Raw genomic sequence first — 19,264 nt, forward strand, 5'->3', positions numbered from 1 at the left:
CATCAAGTTGGGTGTCATCGACCAAGCCAACCGAAAACTCCGACGCTTTGCGCCGCCCCGGCCGGGGCGGCGCAAAGCCGAACAAACACAGAACACCGTTACCCATGTTGCCGGTCAATAGTGTTACCCATGTTCCCGGTTGCTCAGCTCGAAGCGCGACGACAGAGGAACTCTTTCCGGTCCCGCGGAAATCCGTGATGAACCAAAAACAAGGGCGCCGTGATCCGCCCCGTCAAACAGCAAACGGCGGAGACGCATCGCGCGCCTCCGCCGCATCAGGACGGGTGCTGTCGCAGCCGGTCGTCAGTGCATCGCGCCATCAGGCTGGCGGGTCTGGTCCGTCAGCGCCAATCCGGCGCGCGTTCTGGCGTCGAAGATCTGCAGCGCGCTGCGCGACGTCGCCGCCAGCGCGGAGTCGCCGTTGGCCTCCGCGTTGTGGACACACCGTTGCAGCATGTCGTGCACCTTTTCGGTGCCATGCGGCCCCGCCAGCGTCATTTCGGTCCAGGCGCTGGCAACAATCGGCAGCATGTCGAAGCACTTGGCGATCACCTGAACATGCGGTGTGTCAGCGGACGAGAGGTTTGGGTCCATCATCACCATGGTTCACCTCCTGGAGGGTTCATTGCCCCAAAAAACGGGGCCCCCTCCCCGCGATATTCAGACATCAGTGGGCATCCACAGAATGGCAGAAGACTACACAAAAATCAAGGAAATGCCCGATTATGCCCATCGGATTTCGCGCTCTCGCTGTTGGATCCAAAAGGCCCAATACCGCACCCGCAGGATAGATTTTCCATCGTTGGGATGATGTGGAGATCGTTCGAACCAGGCGCGGACCGTGCTCAGAAGCCGGCCGGCCTGACCTCGATCCGCAGGCGCGGGCCAGACCCGGTCGCCGGCCCGAAGGGGCCCACCTCGCCCCGCTCCAGACGCCCCAGCATGTCCGCCGCCTGATCCACGCCGTCCGCCCGCGCGGCGGTCAGCCACGCCCGCGCCGCGTCGGGGTCGGCGGGCGTGCCCCGGCCTTCCGCCACGAACGCGCCGACCTTGTAGGTGGCCCAGGCGTTCCCGGCCCGCGCCCCCTGGTGATACAGCGCCAGGGCGCGGGCGTCGTCGCGCGGCACGCCCAGGCCGCGCTCGTGCAGGCTGGCCAGGGCCCCCGGGGCGGCGTCCACGCCCTCGGCCAGGGCGCGCTCGTACCAGGCCCGCGCGACGGCCGGGTCCCCGGGCTGGCCGGCGGCCCCGCGCTCGGCCGCGCGACCGGCTTCGACCAGCGCCCAGGCGTGGCCCTCTGCCGCCGCGCGCTCGAAGTGGGCGAAGGCCTGACGGATCGCCTCCGGCCCCTGGCCGTCGCGGATCAGGGCCTTCGCGAGCGCCGTGTGCCCCTGAGCCACCCCACGCGCGGCGGCCTCGCGGAACCAGTGCCACGCGGCTTGGCGATCCTGCGCGATACCGGGCACGCCCGTATCGTACAGCCGCCCCAGCTCCAGCGCCGCCCAGGCGTGGCCGGCCGCCGCCGCGTCGTGGAACAGCGCCAGCGCGGCGCGGGCGTCGGCAGGGCCGCCCTGTCCCCTCAGCACCATGCGGGCGAGGTCGTTCGTGGCCTGTGCGGCCGCCACCCGGCCGCCGGTCCGCCGCACGTGCTCGAACCAGCGACGGGCCAGCGCCGGGTCGGGCGGCAGTGTCCCGCCCGCGCCGTCCCGCGCCACCCGGGCAAGCTGAAGCGCCGCCGGGTCATGGTCCGCCGCCACGCCCGCCAACAGCGCCACCGCCTGTCGGGCGGACGCGGAGTCGCCTCGGTCCAGCAGAATCCGCGCCGCCTCCACCGCCGCATGGGCGTGGCCCTGCCCGGCCGCCTCCAGGAACCACGAAAGGGCAGCGTCGGGGCGGCCCTGGTCCTCCAGCAGCACGCCCACATAGCGGGTGGCCTCGCCGTTGCCGGCCGCCGCCGCCGTGCGAAGATGAGACAGGGCCGCCGCCGGATCGGGCGCAACGCCGGGCGCGCCCTCGGCCAGCAGCTTGCCCAGCGCCACGTGGGCCCGCACGCGCCCGTCCTCGGTCGCGGCTCGCTCCAGAAGGCGGCGGGCACGCGGCGGATCGAAGGGCAACGGATCGTCCGCGTCAAGCAGCGCCCGGGCGAGATCGACCCGCACGTGCCCCGGCCCCGCCCGCTCGATGCGGTCCAGGAGCGCCCGCGCGGCCGCCGGGTCCGGTGCGATGCCGTCACCCAGCACATGACGGCGCGCCAGGGGCAACGCGGCGCGAAACTCACCGCCCTCCATGGCATCCGCGTAAAGCGCGACCGCCCGGGCCGGATCACGCGGGACATGCGTGCCCTCGGCCAGCACCGCCCCCAGCCGCCACGCCGCCACCGGGTCGTCGTCCGCGACCGCCTCACGGAGCAGGGACAGGCCCTCGACCCGCGCCGACCAGGCCGCCGGGTCCTGGCGCCCCCCGGCCCGGTTCAGCAGCAGCACGCCCAGGTCCGCTCGCGCCCGCCCCATATCGGCGGCCACGGCCCGGCGCAGGAAAGGCTCGGCCGCCGCCGGGTCCGGATCCAGACCGCCCCAGCCGTGCAGCAGCGAGGCCCCCACGTAATGCAGCGCGGGCGCGAAGCCGCCCTGCGCCGCCTCCCGCGCATAGGTCAGCGCAGCCGCCTGATCGCGCGGCCCCAGGGCCTCCGACCCATACAGGTGCGCAAGCTGATACCACGCCTTGGCATGGCCCGCCTCGGCGGCGCGCGCCCAGGCGCCCAGGGCCGCGTGAGGGTCGCCTTCCAGCTTGCGGCGGGCCCCCTCGGTGTAGTGATGACCGGCCAGACCGCGGGCCCAGAAGCCGTCGGGGGCTCCCGACGCACAGCCCCCCAGAGTCCCCGCCATCAGGCCGGCGGCGCACAGCACCGAGAAAAGACGGAACCGGACCATCCGCGCCCCCCGGGTCCGAAAAATGATTGCGTGTTCAATTGGGGTACAATCAATATATCCTGAATAACACGGACTGCGGGACTGGGCCAGCACGGGACGGCAATGACGGGAGCAGCGGGGGCCATCCACCGGCCGGACAACGCGGCCGGGACCGACCCGGAGGCCGAAGCCGCCGCCCTGATCGCACGTCTGCCGGCGGACCTGCGCGCGCCCATCTTCCTGCCCACGGAGCGTGTGGACCCCGCCGCCCGCGCCGCCGGCCTGCGCCGCGTGGTGTCCCTGTACGAAGGCCGCTGGCAGGCCGAACACCGGCCGCGTCTCGCCGCGTTGCGTGACCGCCACCGGGGCGACCGCCACCAGGGCGGGCGGGTCTTCGTGCTGGGCAACGGCCCCAGCCTGGGCCGGATCGACCTGGACGCCCTGGCCGGACAGGTGACCATCGGGGTCAACGGGCTGTTCCTGGCCTTCCCCAAGACCCGCTTCCGGCCGACGTATTATCTGGTCGAGGATCATCTGGTCGCCGAGGATCGGGCCGCCGCCCTGAACACCCTGCCGGCCGGGATCACGCGCCTGTTTCCGCTCACTCTGGCCTATTGTCTGGACGAGGGGCCGGACGTGCTGTGGTTCGACCACCGGCCCCGGCCCGGCTGGCCGGACCGCTTCGATGTCTCGCTGGACGCGCTGGCGCGCACCTATGCCGGCTGCACGGTCGCCTTCACGGCCATCCAGCTCGCCGTGTTCCTGGGGGCGCGCGAAATCGTGCTGCTGGGCATCGACCTGGACTACGCCCTGCCCGCCGACGTGCAGCGCACGGGCGGCGACCAGGGGCCGGGCGTGCTGGACATGGCCAGCGACGACCCCAACCACTTCCACCCGGACTATTTCGGCAAGGGGAACCGCTGGCACGATCCCCAGGTGGAGAACATGGCCTGCGCCTTCGCCACCGCGCGCGACGTGCTGGGCGGCATGGGGGTGCGGCTGGTCAACGCGACCCCCGGCGGACGGCTGAATCTGGTGCCCCGCATCCCCCTCGACCGTGTGCTGGCGGATGACACCGCCCCGGCTCCGCGCCTGCTGGTGCTCGACCTCACGCCGATCGGCAGCCTGTCCGCCACCGGGCAGGTCAAGGCCGCCCTGCTGGCCCCCTGGGCGGGCGGACGCCGCCTGGCGATCACGCCGGACGCGACGCCGGACCGCTTCACCGTCCACCATCCGGACGGCACGGTGGAGGCGGACCTTGATGCCCCGACGGCCGCCGCGCGCGCCCGCGCCTTCGCGCCCGAGGCCGTGTCCTACCGCCCGCAGCCCACGCGGGGGCACCTGCACCCGCTGGCCCTGGACCTGATCGAGGGCCTCAACGCGCCCCTGGTGCTGCACCTGATGGACGACTGGCCGGCGCTGCTCGCCCGCACCCAGCCCCTGGCGGCGCAGGTCTGGGCGGAGGATCTCGGTTGGTTGGCCCGCCGCGCGGCGGTGCGCCTGGCCATCGGCGCGTCGATGGCGGCGGCGTTCCGCGACCGCTACGGCGGCGGGGCGTGGCACGCGCTCGCCAACGGCATCGCCCCGGAGGACTGGCCGCCGCGCGAAACGCCCCCCGGCGCGGGTGTGCACGCGGGCAGGCCGCTCGACCTGCTCTATGTCGGGGCCCTGGCGGAGGACATGAACCGGGCCGCCGTCGTCGATGTGGCGGACGCGGTCGATGCCCTGAACCGGGCCGCCGGCCGCCTGCTGGTGCGCTTCGCGGTCCGTGTCCTACCGCCCTGGATCGCGCCCGCGCGGGCCTTGGCGGCGGACCGTATGGGGGTGGCTGCGACCCGGGCGGAGGGAGAGGACCCGTCCCCCTACCGCGCCCGGCTGCGGGCGGCGGACGTGGTCCTGATCGCTTATGGCTTTGACGAGGACAGCCGCGCCCACACCCGCCATTCCCTGGCCAACACCCTGCCGGAGGCGCTGGCGTCGGGCGCGGCCGTCCTGGGCTACGGCCCGCCGGATCAGGCGACCATCGCCGCCCTCGCGGGATCGGGAGCGGCCGCGATGGTCACCACGCGCGACGCGGACGCCCTGCGCGCGGCGCTGCGCCGGCTGGTGGAGACTCCGGACGAAGTGGCCCGCATGGGCGCCGCCGGCCGGGCGCTGGCCCTCTCGGACTACACCCTGGCCCCCCGACAGGCCGCTCTGATGACCTGGACGCGGCAGGCCGTGGCCGGGCACGCCCGGCGCGTGCTGTCCGGCGACCATCCCCGCACCGACGGCGCCCGCCTGGACGAGGCCGCGCTGCTGCTCGCCCTGGCCCGCTTCCAGACCACCGCGCCCGGCCGTCTGGTGGATGCGGGCGCGCACCGGGGCGGCTTTCTGGCGCCGTTCCGCGCCGCCGGCTGGCGGGTCCTGGCGGTCGAGCCCGAGCCCAGCAACCGGGCCGCCTTGCTGGACCGGGTGGGCGACGACGCCGGGGTGATCGTGGAGCCCTGCGCCCTGTCCGATGTGCCGGCCGCTAACGTGCCGCTCTACACCGCGCCCGAGAGCACGGGCGTGGCCACACTGGCCCCGTTCCTGGACAGCCACCGGGAGACGGCGCGGGTCCCGGCGGAGACCCTGACGGCCGTCCTGGACCGGCACGGGATCGAGGCCGTGGACGTGCTCAAGGTGGACGCCGAGGGCTGGGATGCGCACGTGCTGCTGGGCCTGGACTGGGCGCGCTGGCGCCCGCGCGTGGTCATGGTGGAGTTCGAGAACCGCAAGACCCTGCCGCTGGGCTGGTCCATGGGCGATCTGGTGGCGCTGCTGCAGGGCCGGGACTACCGGGTCTTCATCAGCGAGTGGCATCCCGTCGTGCGCTACGGCGCCCGGCACGACTGGCGGCGGCTGCTCCCCTGGCCGCCCGGCGATGCCGACCCCCTGCCGGAAGCGGACGGCTGGGGCAACCTGATCGCCGTCCATCCGGACGCCGGCCTGCCCGACGACGACGCCCTGGCGGGGATGGTGCGGGCTGCCCTGACGCTCGATCCCCGGCCCGAGGTCACGCAGGACCTGGACCCGCCGCCGCCCCCGGCAGAGGCGGCGCCGCCCGCACCCGAGGTCCCGCCGCCCGATCCCGTCTGGCGGCGCGGCCGAAGGCTGGCGGGCGAGATGGCCGGCGTCCTGGGCGGCTGGCGGACGCCGCTGGCCGTGGCTGTGGTGGCCGGCGCGGGCGCAGCACCCGCGCTGCCCCTGCCATGGTCGTTCCTGGTCGCGTCTGGCACCATGGCCGGCGCGCTGGGGTTCGTCGCCTATGGCCACGTACGCGGCCGCCGGATGGAACTGTTGGAGCGGCACGCCGACGCCCGCCGCCTGGAGGCGAAGTTCAAGCGGCACGTGGGCTGGCTGCGCGATGATCTGGCGGGCCTGGACGGCCGCCTGACGGAGAGCCTGGAGGCCGCCCGCACCGACCTTTTCGCCGCCCTGGACACCGCCCGCACCGCCGAGACCCACGCCCGCGAGGCGGCCGACCGTCACCTGGAAGCCGCCCTGTCCCGCCAGCAGGAGCGCCTGCGCTCCGCCTTGGTGGAGGCCCTGGCCGCCACCAACGACCGCATGGGCGAGGTGGAAGGCCGCCTTGCGGAAACCGAACGGGACACCGACGGTCTTGCGGACGCCCTGGACGACCGACTGAACACCCTCCGCGCCGAAATGGACCGCGCCGGGGCGGAGGCCGCGCGGGCGGCGGCGCGCGGTGACCGGGAGACCGCCGCCGCCCTGCGTGCGGCCCTGACCGAGCAGCGCCAGGATCTGACCGCCGGGCTGGCCGCGCTCCGCGCGCGGGTGGACGGGGCCGACCGGGATCTGGACCGGGCCGGCCTCGCGGGCATCGCCCGGGTGCGGCCGTTCTCCCGCACCGTCACGGATGCCGACCTGGACCGCCTGCGCGCGCACTGGCTGCCGGCCCTCGGCCTGCCGGACACGGATCCGCGCGCCCTCTCCGCTCTCGCCGAGCGGCTGCGCGGCCTGGAGAGCCGGACCGGCGCGCGGCTGGCCTGCAGCCTGCCCGCCGCCGTGCTGCGGGCGCTGGCGGCGCGGGCCAGCCCCGGCCCGGACCTGCGCGCCATCGAGGTGGGGGTGCTGTTCGGGCTCGGTCTGGCGGTCCTGGCCATGGGCGCGGAAGGACCGGGCCGCCGTCTGCGCCTGCTGGGGATCGACCCGCTGGACGGCGGCAGTTACGGCGCGCCGGACGATCCCGTGACGGGCGCGCGGGTCACCGAGGCCGCCGTTCGCGCCACCCTGTCGCATGCCGGGGTGCCCCGGCGGGCGTTGACCCTGATCCGCCGGCCCAGTGAACACCCGCTGGCGCTGGCCCGGACGCGCCGCTGGGCGGGACGAGGCGGCATCGGCCTGCTGGTCCTGGACGGCCGCCACGACCGCGCCGGCCTGTCCGACGACTGGCGCGCCTATGCACCCCTTTTGCGGCCGGGCGGGCTCGCCGTGATCGACGACGCGGACGCCGAGGCCTGGCCCGACGTGGCCCCGTTCGTCTGGGAGGACGCGGCGGCGACCCCCGGCTTCCGCCTGCTGGGCATCGACTGGCACACCGCCGTCCTGCGCCGGGAGTCCGGGGCATGAGCCGGCCCGTCGCCGCCATCGGACCGAACCCGGGGCAACGGCGGCTGGCCATCATCCTGCCGTCGCTGCTGTGCAATTACGACTGCCCGTATTGCCGCATCAAGAGCAAGACCCGCCAGCCCGGCGAACGCCCACTGACGGCGTGGCGGGACGCCCTGATCGGCATCGGCGCGCCGCTGGTCCACATCGCGGGCGGCGAACCCACGGTGCTGAAGGGGTTCGCGGACTTCGTGATGGGCTATCCGGCCTCGCTGCGCCTGACCACCAACCTGTGGCGCCCGCCCGAGCAGTGGCCGGCCGGTCTGTGGAGCCGGTTCGAGTATGTCACCCTCTCGTTCCACCCCGACCATGCGGACTTCGAGGGCTTCGCCGCCCGCGCCGCCGCCCTGGCCGGGCTGTTCCGCCGCCGCCCGTCCCTGCGCCCGCGCATCGCCTGCACCATCGTCGCCGATCCGCGCTGGATCGACGCCCTGCCGGACTGGATCGCCCGCCTGCGGGCGCTGGGCCTGGAGGCGCGCGGCCAGTTCCTCAACCGCCCGGCCGGGGACGCCGCGCCGACCTACACCGCCGACGATCTGGCCCGGCTGCGCGCGGCCGGCGTGTCCATGAGCAGCGACATCGCCGGCCAGGAGGCCCACGCCGCCAACGGCCCCAAGACCTGCGACGCCGGCATGGCCTATTGCCACATCGACCCCCTGGGCAACGCCCGGCGATGCTCGCGCGACCGCCTGTGGCTGGGCAATCTGTTTGACGGCTCGTTCGACTGGCTGGACGGCGCGCGGCGCTGCGACACCGCCTGCACCGAGGCGTGCGACCGCACGTTCGCGCGGTTCACCCCCCTGGAGGACGCGGAGGCGGTTGCATGACCGCGCGACCCTGGGTGCGGGTGGTGGTGGTGACGATGAACGAAGGCCCTCTTCTGGCGCGGTGCCTGGCGCATCTGTGCGCCCAGTCGGATCCGGGGTTCGAGGCCGTGGTGGTCGCCAACGGCAGCGATCCTGCCGTGCTGGACCCGGCGCTCCCGGACGATGCGCGCGTGCGCGTTCTGCGCCTGCCCGACAACATCGGCTTCGCGGCGGCGAACAATCGCGGCGCGGACTTCGGGCCGGATGACACGCCGCCCTTCCTCGCGCTGCTGAATCCCGATGCCTTCCCGGCGCCGGACTGGCTGGCGGAATTGCGCGCCGCCGCCGGGCGGCATCCGGAGGCGGCCGCCTTCGCCAGCCTGCAACGGGACGCCGCCGATCCCTCGGTGTGCGACGGCCTGGGCGACGAGATGGCGCCGGTCGGGCTGGTCTGGCGCGGCGGGATATGGGAGCCCGTGCCGCCGCTCGGCACGCTGGTCGAGGGCGAATGCTTCGCCGCCTGTGCCGCCGCCGCCCTGTATCGGCGCGCCGCCTGGGACGCCGTGGGCGGCTTCGACGGGGACTTCTTCTGCTACCTGGACGACACCGACCTGTCGTTTCGCCTGCGCCTGCGGGGCGGGACGGTGGTGTTCGTGCCCTCTGCCGCGGTGCTGCATGTGGGCTCCGCCACGACCGGGCTGGACAGCGACTTCGTCCGCTATCACACGGCGCGGAACCGGCTGTGGCTGCTGGCCAAAGACATGCCGGGGCCGCTGCTGGGGCTGGTGACGCCGGGCGTGGTGCTGGTGGTCGCGCTGCTGCTCGTGCGCGCGGCGCGGCGCGGGCGACTGGCGGTGGAGGCGCGCGGGGTCCGGGACGGGATCGCCGGCCTGCCCACCGCATGGCGCCGGCGCCGGGCCATCCAGGCCGCCCGGACGGTGCCGTGGTGGCGAGTGGCCGCCGCCCTGACCTGGGACCCGCGCCGGTTCGCCCGCCGGGCGGCGCGGCGCGGGCGGGTGCGCAGACCATGACCCGGACGGCGGTCCTGGGCCGGGATGTCACGCACGCGCCGGGCGATCCCCGGGACTGGCGTCTGTGCCTGCCTGCTTGCGATCGGCTGGAAGCACCGGGCGGGGTGCGATCCCTGACGGCCTCGGTCCTGTGGGCGGCGATGCGCCAGAGGGTGCCAGCGATCGTGGTGCGCGAGGCCGGCGGGGCATGGTCCACGCGCCACCCGGCGGCGCTGCTGCTGGGACGGGCGGTCCGCCGCGCCCGTGCCAGCATGCCGGGCGCATCCGGGCGCGCGTGGCGGCGCGTGCTGACCACGCGCATGCCCGTGCAGGGCCGGGCCGACGGACCGTTGGTCATGGTGCTGCCCTCTCTGGTCGGCAATGGCGCGGAACGCCAGATGCTCGCCCTGACGGCCGGACTGGTGGCGCGCGGTTGGCCGGTGCGGGTGCTGGTCAAGCACCTGCACGACCGCCCGGGCGCGGATGCCCTGTGGCCGGACCTGGACCGGCTGGGCGTGCCGGTGGAGGTGTGGACCTCGTCGCCGCCCGGCGCCTGCCCGGCTCTGGCCCACCTGGAGCGGTCGGCGGCGGGCCTGCCGGATGCGGTCGCCGGGGACCTGCTGGGGGTCGCGGGATGGCTGGCCGCGCTGCGGCCGCGCGCGGTTCATGCGTGGCTGGATGCCACGGCGGTGACGGCCGGCGCGGCGGCGGCGGTGCTGGGCGTGCCGCGTGTGGTCGTCGGCCTGCGCAATCGTGCGCCGGATATGATGGCGCATCCGCTGGCGTCCGCGCTGAGGCCGGGGCTGGGGGCGCTGGCGCGGCATCCGGCCGTGGCGGTCACCGCCAACGCCCGCGCGGTGGCGGAGGATCATCGGCGCTGGGCCGGGATCGCGTTCCCCCTCGTGATCCCCAACGGAGTCGCGCGGCCCGCGATCTTACCGTGCGACGGTGACGCGCCGCCCCTGGTTCTGGGCGTGTTCCGGCTGGTGCCGCACAAGCGCCCTCTGCTCTGGCTTGAGGTCGCCGCGCGGGTGCGCGCGGCCCGCCCGGACGTGCGGCTGCGCCTGCTGGGCGATGGCCCCATGCGGGATGCGGTCCGCGCGCACGCCCACGCGCTGGATCTGTCGGTGGAGACGCCCGGCCATGTGCCCGATGTCCGTCCGCATCTGGCCCAGACTTCGGTGCTGCTGCATGTCTCGGCGGCGGAGGGCCTGCCCAATGCCCTGCTTGAGGCGCAGGCGCATGGCGTTCCGGTGGTCGCCTGCGCCGCCGGCGGCGTGGCCGAGGCGCTGGCCGGTGTGCCGGTCGAACCACCCTCGCCCGAGGCGCTGGCCGCGCACGTGCTGGCGCTGCTGGATGACCCCGAGGCCCTCGCCACGGCCCGCGCCGCCGCCCGGGCGCACGCCGCCCGGTTCGGCCTGCCCACCCTGATATCGCATCACGAGCGCCTGTACGACACCCCGCCCCGCCGACCCGACGAAGCCCGCCGCCACGCCCGCGCCGCGCGCCTGCGCCCGGTGGGTCTGGCGCGCAGCCTGGGCACGCTGGGGCGCCTCGTCCTGCTGGGCGAGACGCGGGAGATTGGGCGGCGGTTGGGGATCGCCTCGCGCTGTCCTGTTGGCGTCAAAACTCCGAACCCAGGCATATCCGGAGCGACCAGGACCGGCGCGCGTCCGCCCCGCCTCGCCTGCATCGGGGAGACGTTGGCGCGGGACGGCGCGCCGCTCAGCCTGCTGGAGCTGGCCCGGGGCCTGACCGAGGCGGGGCACGCAACATCGGCGCTCGGGATCGCCCTTCATGACGGTCCCCTGCGCGCCGCCTGGACAGCGGCCGGCTGGCCGGTCCGCCTGATGGATCCGGGACGGCCGCTGACCGCGCGCCATCTGGACCGGCTCGTGGGACGGTTGGCCGACGCGCTCAAGGGCGCCGATGTGGTGCTGGTCAACGGCCTGCGCGCGTTCGCGGGGGTGGAGGCGGCGGCCCGGGCCGGGCTGCCGTGCCTCTGGACCCTCCGGGAACCGGGGCCGGAGGCGGTGGCCGACCTGTCGGGCGTCCTTCAGGCCCGCGTCCTGGCGGCGTTCAGTCTGGCGGACCGCGTCGTGTTCGTCTCGCGGGCGACGGCGCGGGCCTCGGCGGACCGCGTTCCCGCCGACCGGGTTACGATCATCCCCAACGCGATCCACCGGAAACAGGTCCACCCGCAGGCGCCCCGACGCGCGGATCTCGTCGTGCTGGCCGCCGGGGCCCTGTGCCCGCGCAAGGCCCCACTCGACCTGATGGACGCCCTGCCGCTGCTGCCGGATGACCTCCAGGCGCGGGTCCGGGTGCTCTGGGCCGGGCGGGACGTGGACGGCTATGCGGAGCGGGTCCGCCGCGCCATCGCGCGTCTGCCCGCCCCCCTGCGCGGGCGCGTCCACTTGCTGGGCGAGCGCCAGGACATGGCGGCTCTGTGGGCGTCCGCCGATGTCGCCGTTTGCCCCAGCCATGCCGAGGCCGCGCCGCGTGCGGTGCTGGAAGCCCAGCGCGCCGGCCTGCCCCTGGTGGCGACGGCGGTTGGCGGAATCGCCGAACAGGCGGCGCACTGGCCGACGTCGTGGCTGGTGCCGCCGGGCGATCCGCCCGCCCTCGCCCGCGCCCTGGCGGCGGCGGCCCGGGCGCCGCGCCCCGCCCCCGCCGACGACATCCCCGCGCGGTTCGCGGCCATGGTCGCGGCCTACGGAAACGCCCTCACAAGCCTGGGAGAGGTCCCATGAGGCGTCGGGCGACCGCCGCCGTGTTCCTGCTGCTCGCCGCCTTCGCGGCGGCCCTGCTGGTGCGCGCGGTCACGGTCCCCGATCCCGGGCGGCGCGCGGAGGCCGCCTTCGCCGAGGCCATCGCGCACGGGCGCACCGACCGCCTGCACGACGCGGCCGAGGCGTGGCGGGACACCCTTGCCGCCTCGCCCACCGATGCCTTCGCCTGGACCGGACTGGCCTGGGCCGAGGCCCTGCGCGGCGCGCCCGATCCCTATGTGGCGCGGCTCATGGAGCGGGGACGGAGGCTGGCGCCCCATGTCCCCGCGCTGGCCGAGGCGCGGGCGCGCTGGGGGGCGTGGCGGGACAGGCGGCCCCCAGCAGCACCAGGACCGTGACCGCCAGCGCCGGTATCTGCAGCGAGAAGTCCAGCAGGCCGTGCAGACCGGCCATGATCCCCGCCGCCGCCGCAAGGCGCGCCAACGGCTCGCCGGTTGCACGCGCCCGACGCGCCGCTCGCCAGACCAGCACGCCATAAGCCGCCATCAAGGCCAGCGCGGCCGGGACGCCCAACTCGGCCATCAGTTCCAGAGGCACGGCGTGGGCGTGGAACACCACCGCGTCCGACAAGGCCGGGTCGCGCACCTGATGATAGAGCACGGGATAGCTGCCCAGGCCGTGCCCGGTCCAGGGCGCGGCCGCAATGGCGTCCAGCGTCACGCGGTACAGATCCCAGCGCAGATCGCCGAGCACCGTGGCCGGCTCCAGCCGCCCCAGAAACCGCCCATGCCCTGTCGCCCACATCACCAGCGGCGCGGCCGCCACCGCACCGGCCCCGGTCAGGAGCGCGCGCCAGGGCGGAGGACCGGGCCGCAGGAGGGCGAGCGCCGCCAGACCGGCGGCCACACAGGCGAGGCCCCAGCGCGATTCACTGAACAGCGCGCCCAGCAGGCAGACCGCCGCCCCGCCCTGCCAGAGCCGGCGCGTCCGACTCGTCGCCGCCCCTCCGGCCGCCAGCAGGCCCGCCGCCGCGCCGATCCCGGCATAGACGCACCACGCATTGCGGTTCACGAAGGTCGCCGTGGCCACGTCCTGATAGATCCATTTGTCCATCCAGCCGATGCGATAGGACCCGCTCGCCAGATCCGCCAGCGCATAGGCGGCCAGGGTCGCCACCCACAGGGCCAGGGCGCGCATGACCATGACCCGGCATGATGCCTCGCGCAGCAGGGCGGCCCCCAGCAGAGCCGCCGTGGCATAGGCCGCCAGGCGCACCGCGTCCGCCGCCGTCTCCCACGGCGTCATGGACAGCGAGCCCCAGGGCGCGCGCCCGGTCAGCGCCGCCATGTCGCGCCAGGGCTGCGCCCCGGCCCCGAGCCCCGGCGCGGCCTGTACCCCCACCCAGGCCAGCACGACCAGCCCCAGCGCCCCCGCCGCTCTCGCCAGACCGTCGCGCGGCACAAGCGGACCGTCTGTCCGGGCCGCCGCCCACGCCGCCAGCGCGAACAGGCCGACGGCCAGCAGCGCCGCCGACCACGGCCGGTTGCTGGCCAGGGGCAACGGCGCCCACAGCACCAGCAGCAACAGGGCGACGGCGCCGGACTCCGGGCGGTCTCGGACAGGGACGGGCATCGGCGGGCTCTCGCTCGGATCCGATCGTGAAGCGCGACGGGCGACGCCGCGCCGATCAGAATAGGTGCAAACGGTCATCCCGGACACGGATTTACCGCGACCCGGACAGTCGGTATTCTTGAGCATCGAAATCGCACCGCAACGCCCCTGGCCCGGGGCCGTTCGGGGAGGACCCCATGGCACGCGACAGCACGGCACCGAAGGCCCGCAGGGGCGTCCGGCGGCGCACCCTGCCCCTGGCGCTGGCCTCGGCGATCCTGGCCGGAGTGGGATCGCTGCCGGCCGGCGCGACCTCGCTGTCCGAGGTCATGGCCGCCATGACCGCCCGCCTGGACCCGGGCGAGAGCGTCACGACCGTGGACCCCGGTGCGCTCTATGCCGCCGCCCGCTCCCTGACGTTCGAGCGCGCGGCGGATGATCCCGAGGCGGTGGCCCTGCTCGGCGCCATGGCGGCGCGGGCCCGCACGGATGTGGCCGGCCGCGAAGCCGTGGTGGCGGGGGCGCGCGCCGCGCTGGCGGAGATGACCCAGGCCGGCCGCCTGTCGGCCGCCGCTCGCGACACACTGACGGCGCGCGTGGTCGACGCCGCCGGAATGGGCGGGGCAGCCATGCCGACGGGCACACCGACGCCGCCGGCGTCCCGGATGCTGCCCGACCCGCCGATCCCAGTGATCGAGTCCCCCGCGCCGAGCAACGCGGCCCCTCTCCCGGCGCCGACGCCACCCGCTCCACCGGCCCCGGAACCGGGCACAGAACCGGCCCCAGGACCGGCCCCTGCCCCGCCCCGGGAGCTGCCGGAGGGCTTTCCGTTCGGCTATCCCATGTCCTATCCGGGCGCGCCGGCGCAGCCCTCGCCCTATCCCATGCCGCCGGGGTATGCGCCGCCCTATCTGGACGCCCGGCCCGCGCCGGCTCCCTTTGGCGCTCCGGTGGCGCCCGGGGTGGACCCGAGCATCATGGACCTTCCCGACGCGCTCTCGGCCCCCGATATCACGGTGGCCGAGAGCGGATCCTGACGCTTTGATACCGCGCGACGATGAGGAGGACTCCTTCGACGCTGGGTCGCCCCGGCGCCCTGTCAGGATGAGTCTTTGTTTTTGTCGCCGCAGCGCCCCTTTTGGGGCGCGCGGCTCCGCCGCTTCGCGGCGCCGGCCCAGTGGGGCCGGCCAGCCGACGAAAAGGATGACCCTTTCCGTCGGCCGGCATCATACCGGATCCGCGCCGAAATCGCCTCTGGCCCGGCGCGGTCCGTCTGCCGTAAGAGGAACGGGCGGTCCGCCGACCGCAGCGCGACCCCGTGGCCCCGTGGTGTTGTGGAGTAAGCCCGCATGTCCGACCGCCAAGACCGGCTCGTCATCGCCATGGCGCAGGTCAACCCCACCGTCGGCGACATCGCCGGCAACGCCGAACGCGTGCGCGCCGCCCGGGCCGAGGCCGCGCGGGACGGCGCCGACCTGGTGGTGTTTCCCGAACTCGTGCTGAGCGGCTATCCGCCCGAGGACCTGGTGTTCCGCTCGGCCTTCCTCGACACCATCCAGGCGGCGACCCTGACGCTGGCGGGCGAGACCGCCGACGGCGGCCCGGCGCTGCTGATCGGCGCGCCCTGGCGCTTCACCGACCCGGACGACGGCCGGCGCAAGCTGGGCAACGCCGCCCTGCTGCTGGACGGCGGCGAGGTCCGCGCCGTGATCCTGAAATTCCTGCTGCCCAACTACGGCGTGTTCGACGAGGTCCGGGTGTTCTCGCGCGGCCCCCTGCCCGACGTGGTCGCCTTCCGGGGCGCAAGTCTGGGCATCATGGTGTGCGAGGACATGTGGGGCCCGCAGGTGGCCGGCCACCTGGCCCGGGAGGGCGCCGAGATCCTGCTGGTCCTGAACGGCTCGCCGTTCGAGGTGGACAAGCACGGCCAGCGGCTGGAAAACGCCCGGCCCCGGGTCAGCGAAACCGGCCTGCCGCTGGTCTACGTCAATCAGCTGGGCGGCCAGGACGAACTGGTGTTCGACGGGGAGTCCTTCGTCGTGGACGCGGCCGGCGCGCTGGTCGGACGCCTGCCGTCGTGGGGCGAGGCGGTGGTCTGCACCACCTGGACGCGGGACCCGGGTGATCCCGCCCGCTGGACCTGCGCCGATGCGCCCCTGGTGCCGCCCTACAACCAGGACGAGGCCGTCTACCGCGCCCTGGTCACGGGGCTGGGGGACTACGTCAACAAGAACGGGTTCCCGGGCGTCATCCTGGGCCTGTCGGGCGGCATCGACAGCGCATTGTCGGCGGCGGTGGCGGTCGATGCCCTGGGACCGGAGCGGGTGTGGTGCGTCATGATGCCGTCGCCCTACACGTCGGCGGAAAGCCTGGAGGACGCGGAGGGCGTCGCGCAGATGCTGGGCATCCGCTACGAGACCGTGTCCATCGGCCCGGCCATCGGCGCGTTCGGGCAGATGCTGGGCGGCCTGTTCGAGGACCGGCCCGCCGACATCACGGAAGAAAACATCCAGTCCCGCGCGCGCGGGGTCACGCTGATGGCGCTGTCCAACAAGTTCGGCCCCATGGTGCTGTCCACCGGCAACAAGTCGGAGATGAGCGTCGGCTACGCCACCCTTTACGGCGACATGTGCGGCGGCTTCTCGGTGCTGAAGGACGTCTACAAGACCACCGTCAACCGGCTGTGCCTGTGGCGCAACGCCCACGGACTCCCGTCGGGCATGCGGGGACCGGACGGCCCGGTGATGCCCGCGCGCGTGATCTCCAAGCCGCCCACCGCCGAACTGCGCCCGGACCAGAAGGACGAGGACAGCCTGCCGCCCTATCCGGTGCTCGACCGCATCCTGAACGGCCTGATCGAGGGCGAACAGGGGGTCTCGGACCTGATCGCCGCCGGCCACGACACCGAAACGGTGCACCGGGTCTGGCACCTGCTGAACGTGGCGGAGTACAAGCGCAGGCAGGCCCCGCCCGGGGTCAAGATCACGCTGCGGGCCTTCGGGCGGGACCGCCGGTATCCCATCACCAACCGATTCGTCGGCTGAGCGGAGGCCCCCCATGAGTCGCCTGCGTGAGCTGGGCCGCGCCATTGCTACCCACCCCGTGCCCGCCGAGGCCGTGTTCGTCGGCTTCGACCTGTACGTGGATGTCTTCTCCAGCGGCAAGGTGCGGATGATCGGGTTCGGTCCCGGCGGCGAGCGCGTCCATCCCGAGGACGCCCGCCCGCCCGGCTGCGTGCCCGTGCCAGCCATCGGGCGCGGCGTGGTGGTCTCGTTCGACCCCACGCTACCGCCGGACGGGTTCCGCGTCGCCCCGGACCCCGAGGCGGGCTGAAGCCCGATCGTCAGAGCGACGACGCCCGCGGATGGGCCCGGGGGAGCGTGAACCAGAACGTGGAGCCCCGGCCGTGCTCCGACTCCACGGAGATCTGACCCCCGTGGCGCTCGACGATTCGGCGGCAGATGGCCAGGCCCATCCCCGTGCCGCCGTCGTCGGGGATTTCCCGCAGTCGCTGGAACACACCGAACACCCGCTCCCGCTGACCGGGCGCGATGCCGATCCCGTTGTCCTGCACGCCCAGGTCAACCATGCCCTCGCGCGCCGGCCGCGTCAGTATGGTGATCTCGCTGGGACGCTCCCGGCAGCGGTACCGGACGGCATTGCCGATGAGGTTCTGGAACAGGCTGACCATCTGGTCGGCATCGCCATGGACGAATGGCAGCGGGGCCGCCACCGTGACGCGGGTCCCGGAGTCGGTCAGTTGCGGACCCAGATTGGTCAGCACGGTCCGGACCACCTCGGCCAGATCCACCGGCTCATGGGGCTTGGCCTGGGTGTCGAGGCGGGCATACGTCAACAGACCCCGGATCATGGAGCCCATCCGCGCGGCTCCGTCCTTGGCGTAGGTGATGAAGGTGCGCTCGTCTTCGGTGTACCGATCGCCGTGGCGGCGTTCCAGCAGCCCGAGATAACTGCTGACCATGCGCAGCGGTTCCTGCAGGTCGTGGGACACCGCCGCCGTGAAATCGCGCAGCGCCTCGTTGCGATAGCGCAGTTCCTCGGCGTACCGTTCGCGGTCGGTGATGTCGAACAGGCTGATATAAAGATACCGGGTCGGGTGCGCCTCGCCGGTGACCACGTCCACATGGCTGACGTGAGCCGCGACCCGGCGCACCTCGCCGCTGGGCAGACGGTGGGACTGCTCCACCACGCCGTCCTCGCGCGCGGCACAGACGCGCAGTTGCGCCAGCAGGCTGTCGGCGACTTTCGCGGCGTCGGCGGCGTCGGCGGCGAGATCGGCCACCGTGCGGGTGGTCAGGGTGTGCAGATCGGTGCCGTAGAAGCGCGCGGCGCTGGCGTTGGCCCGGCACACGCGGCCCGAGGCCGGATCGACCAGCAGCTTCGCCAGCGGCGCCGCGTCGAACATCTGCCGGAACAGGCGCTCGCTGCCGCGCAGCGCGGTCTCGGCCCGCTTGCGTTCCGAGATGTCCCGAATCACCCCGAACAGGCCGATGAGCGCGCCCCCCTCGCCCCGATGGGGGTAGACGGTCAGTTCCACCCACAGGCGTTCGCCCCGGACATTGAGGAGTTGCACCTCGTGGCGAGCCCGCCCCGTGCGCACGCCGGCGGCCTCTCGCGTGGCCCGCTCCGTCATGACGTCGCGCAGAGCCACGGCGCTTTCCGGCGTGAACACCGACAGCGCCGAGGCCCCGACGAGAGGCGTGCGGTCCAGCCACTCGACGAGGCGGTGTCCGCCGCCGACATCGGTGATGGTCAGGCTGCTGTCCAGGTGCCAGATGACATCGCTGGTGTTCTCCGCGATCTCGCGGAATTTCTCCTCGCTGGCCCGCAGGGCGCGTTCGGTCGCCTTGCGGCCCCCGATGTCCACCAGACACACAAGGACGGCATCGACATCCTGCCAGCGGACCATCCGCAATGAGACGAGGCACGGAACCGGCGTCCCGTCCATGCGGACGGCATCGAATTCCATGTCGCGGATGACCTCAACCTCGGCCAGGGTGGCCATCAGTCCGGCCCGCCGGCCCGGGTCGGCGTAGAAGCGCGAGAACCGGAGGGTCGAGGCGGGCGTCTCCGGCTCGATTCCCAGCAACGCCCGCATATGCGTGTTCAGGGCCAGGGACCGGCCGTCGGTGCGAACCGTCAGCGCACAGGGGACCGGCATGGCCTCGACCCACTGGATCAGGGAGTCCGGTTCCGCCTCGCCCGCACTCGGTCTTCCGGGTTGCATGATCTTCCCTTCGAACCCGCTGGAAACATGATCCCGCCCCTCCCGCGCGAATGTTACAACCCTTGATCTGGGTTGCCTAGCGCCCCGTCACCACACGCAATGTGCGTTTTCTTGCGGCCCATGACGCAATCTATGACTTTCGACATAAACCGAAAGGTGGAGGGCGAGGCACCCGGATCGATGCTGCCTCGCAAGGGCCTCCACCAAAAGGAGGACTCACCTCTTGGTGGATGGTTTTGTATTGGAATTTGTTCAATTCTCATATTTGTCCAGAGCGCCCCACGCGACAGGCTGTCGT

At 73.8% G+C, this 19,264-nt stretch carries 12 protein-coding genes; 8 read left to right on the forward strand and 4 right to left on the reverse strand.

The genetic code is table 11. The features are described 5' to 3' along the window. Positions 1–303 precede the first annotated feature (303 nt). Both GHC57_RS07825 and GHC57_RS07830 read right to left on the reverse strand, forming a co-directional pair. Positions 304–603 carry a hypothetical protein gene (locus tag GHC57_RS07825; RefSeq protein ID WP_153342919.1) on the reverse strand — a complete coding sequence of 100 codons (300 nt, stop codon included), beginning with the start codon at positions 601–603 and terminating at the stop codon, positions 304–306. A 242-nt stretch (positions 604–845) separates the two neighbouring features. Continuing rightward, positions 846–2,927: a tetratricopeptide repeat protein gene (locus tag GHC57_RS07830; protein ID WP_153342921.1), complete on the reverse strand. Its 2,082-nt coding sequence runs from the start codon at positions 2,925–2,927 to the stop codon at positions 846–848. A gap of 102 nt (positions 2,928–3,029) precedes the next feature. Here GHC57_RS07830 and GHC57_RS07835 point away from each other — a divergent pair, with 102 nt between their 5' ends. From GHC57_RS07835 to GHC57_RS07855, 5 genes are read left to right on the forward strand one after another with little or no spacing between them, the layout of a single operon-like run. After that, positions 3,030–7,520: an FkbM family methyltransferase gene (locus GHC57_RS07835; protein ID WP_153342923.1), complete on the forward strand. Its 4,491-nt coding sequence runs from the start codon at positions 3,030–3,032 to the stop codon at positions 7,518–7,520. Then, the gene (locus GHC57_RS07840; protein WP_153342925.1) at positions 7,517–8,386 is read left to right on the forward strand and encodes a hypothetical protein; all 870 of its coding nucleotides are present in this window, start codon (positions 7,517–7,519) and stop codon (positions 8,384–8,386) included. Before GHC57_RS07835 ends, GHC57_RS07840 begins: the two co-directional genes overlap by 4 nt. Next, positions 8,383–9,396 (forward strand): glycosyltransferase family 2 protein, encoded by a 1,014-nt coding sequence (locus GHC57_RS07845; protein ID WP_153342927.1) that lies wholly within the window; start codon positions 8,383–8,385, stop codon positions 9,394–9,396. Before GHC57_RS07840 ends, GHC57_RS07845 begins: the two co-directional genes overlap by 4 nt. Beyond that, positions 9,393–12,128 (forward strand): glycosyltransferase, encoded by a 2,736-nt coding sequence (locus GHC57_RS07850; RefSeq protein ID WP_170294753.1) that lies wholly within the window; start codon positions 9,393–9,395, stop codon positions 12,126–12,128. Before GHC57_RS07845 ends, GHC57_RS07850 begins: the two co-directional genes overlap by 4 nt. Then, positions 12,125–12,505, forward strand: a complete 381-nt coding sequence (locus GHC57_RS07855) for a hypothetical protein (protein ID WP_153342931.1) — start codon at positions 12,125–12,127, stop codon at positions 12,503–12,505. The genes GHC57_RS07850 and GHC57_RS07855 overlap by 4 nt, the downstream gene beginning before the upstream one ends. On the opposite strand, the gene GHC57_RS20240 is transcribed toward GHC57_RS07855, so the two are convergent. After that, a complete protein-coding gene (locus GHC57_RS20240) occupies positions 12,396–13,739 on the reverse strand; it encodes an O-antigen ligase family protein (RefSeq protein ID WP_153342933.1) in 1,344 nt (447 codons plus the stop codon). The genes GHC57_RS07855 and GHC57_RS20240 overlap by 110 nt on opposite strands. A 176-nt stretch (positions 13,740–13,915) precedes the next feature. Here GHC57_RS20240 and GHC57_RS19515 point away from each other — a divergent pair, with 176 nt between their 5' ends. The 3 genes from GHC57_RS19515 (at position 13,916) to GHC57_RS07875 (ending at position 17,051) form a co-directional block, all read left to right on the forward strand. Further along, complete coding sequence (locus GHC57_RS19515; protein WP_211369145.1) at positions 13,916–14,755, forward strand: hypothetical protein; 840 nt, start codon at positions 13,916–13,918, stop codon at positions 14,753–14,755. 312 nt (positions 14,756–15,067) lie between these two features. Continuing rightward, a complete protein-coding gene (locus GHC57_RS07870; RefSeq protein WP_153342935.1) occupies positions 15,068–16,762 on the forward strand; it encodes an NAD+ synthase in 1,695 nt (564 codons plus the stop codon). 13 nt (positions 16,763–16,775) lie between these two features. Beyond that, positions 16,776–17,051: a hypothetical protein gene (locus GHC57_RS07875; protein WP_153342937.1), complete on the forward strand. Its 276-nt coding sequence runs from the start codon at positions 16,776–16,778 to the stop codon at positions 17,049–17,051. Between the two features lie 10 nt (positions 17,052–17,061). On the opposite strand, the gene GHC57_RS07880 is transcribed toward GHC57_RS07875, so the two are convergent. Then, positions 17,062–18,966 (reverse strand): ATP-binding protein, encoded by a 1,905-nt coding sequence (locus GHC57_RS07880; RefSeq protein ID WP_153342939.1) that lies wholly within the window; start codon positions 18,964–18,966, stop codon positions 17,062–17,064. Positions 18,967–19,264: the final 298 nt, after the last annotated feature.

The sequence above is a fragment of the Roseospira navarrensis genome (genome assembly GCF_009601025.1).
GTDB lineage: Bacteria > Pseudomonadota > Alphaproteobacteria > Rhodospirillales > Rhodospirillaceae > Rhodospira > Rhodospira navarrensis.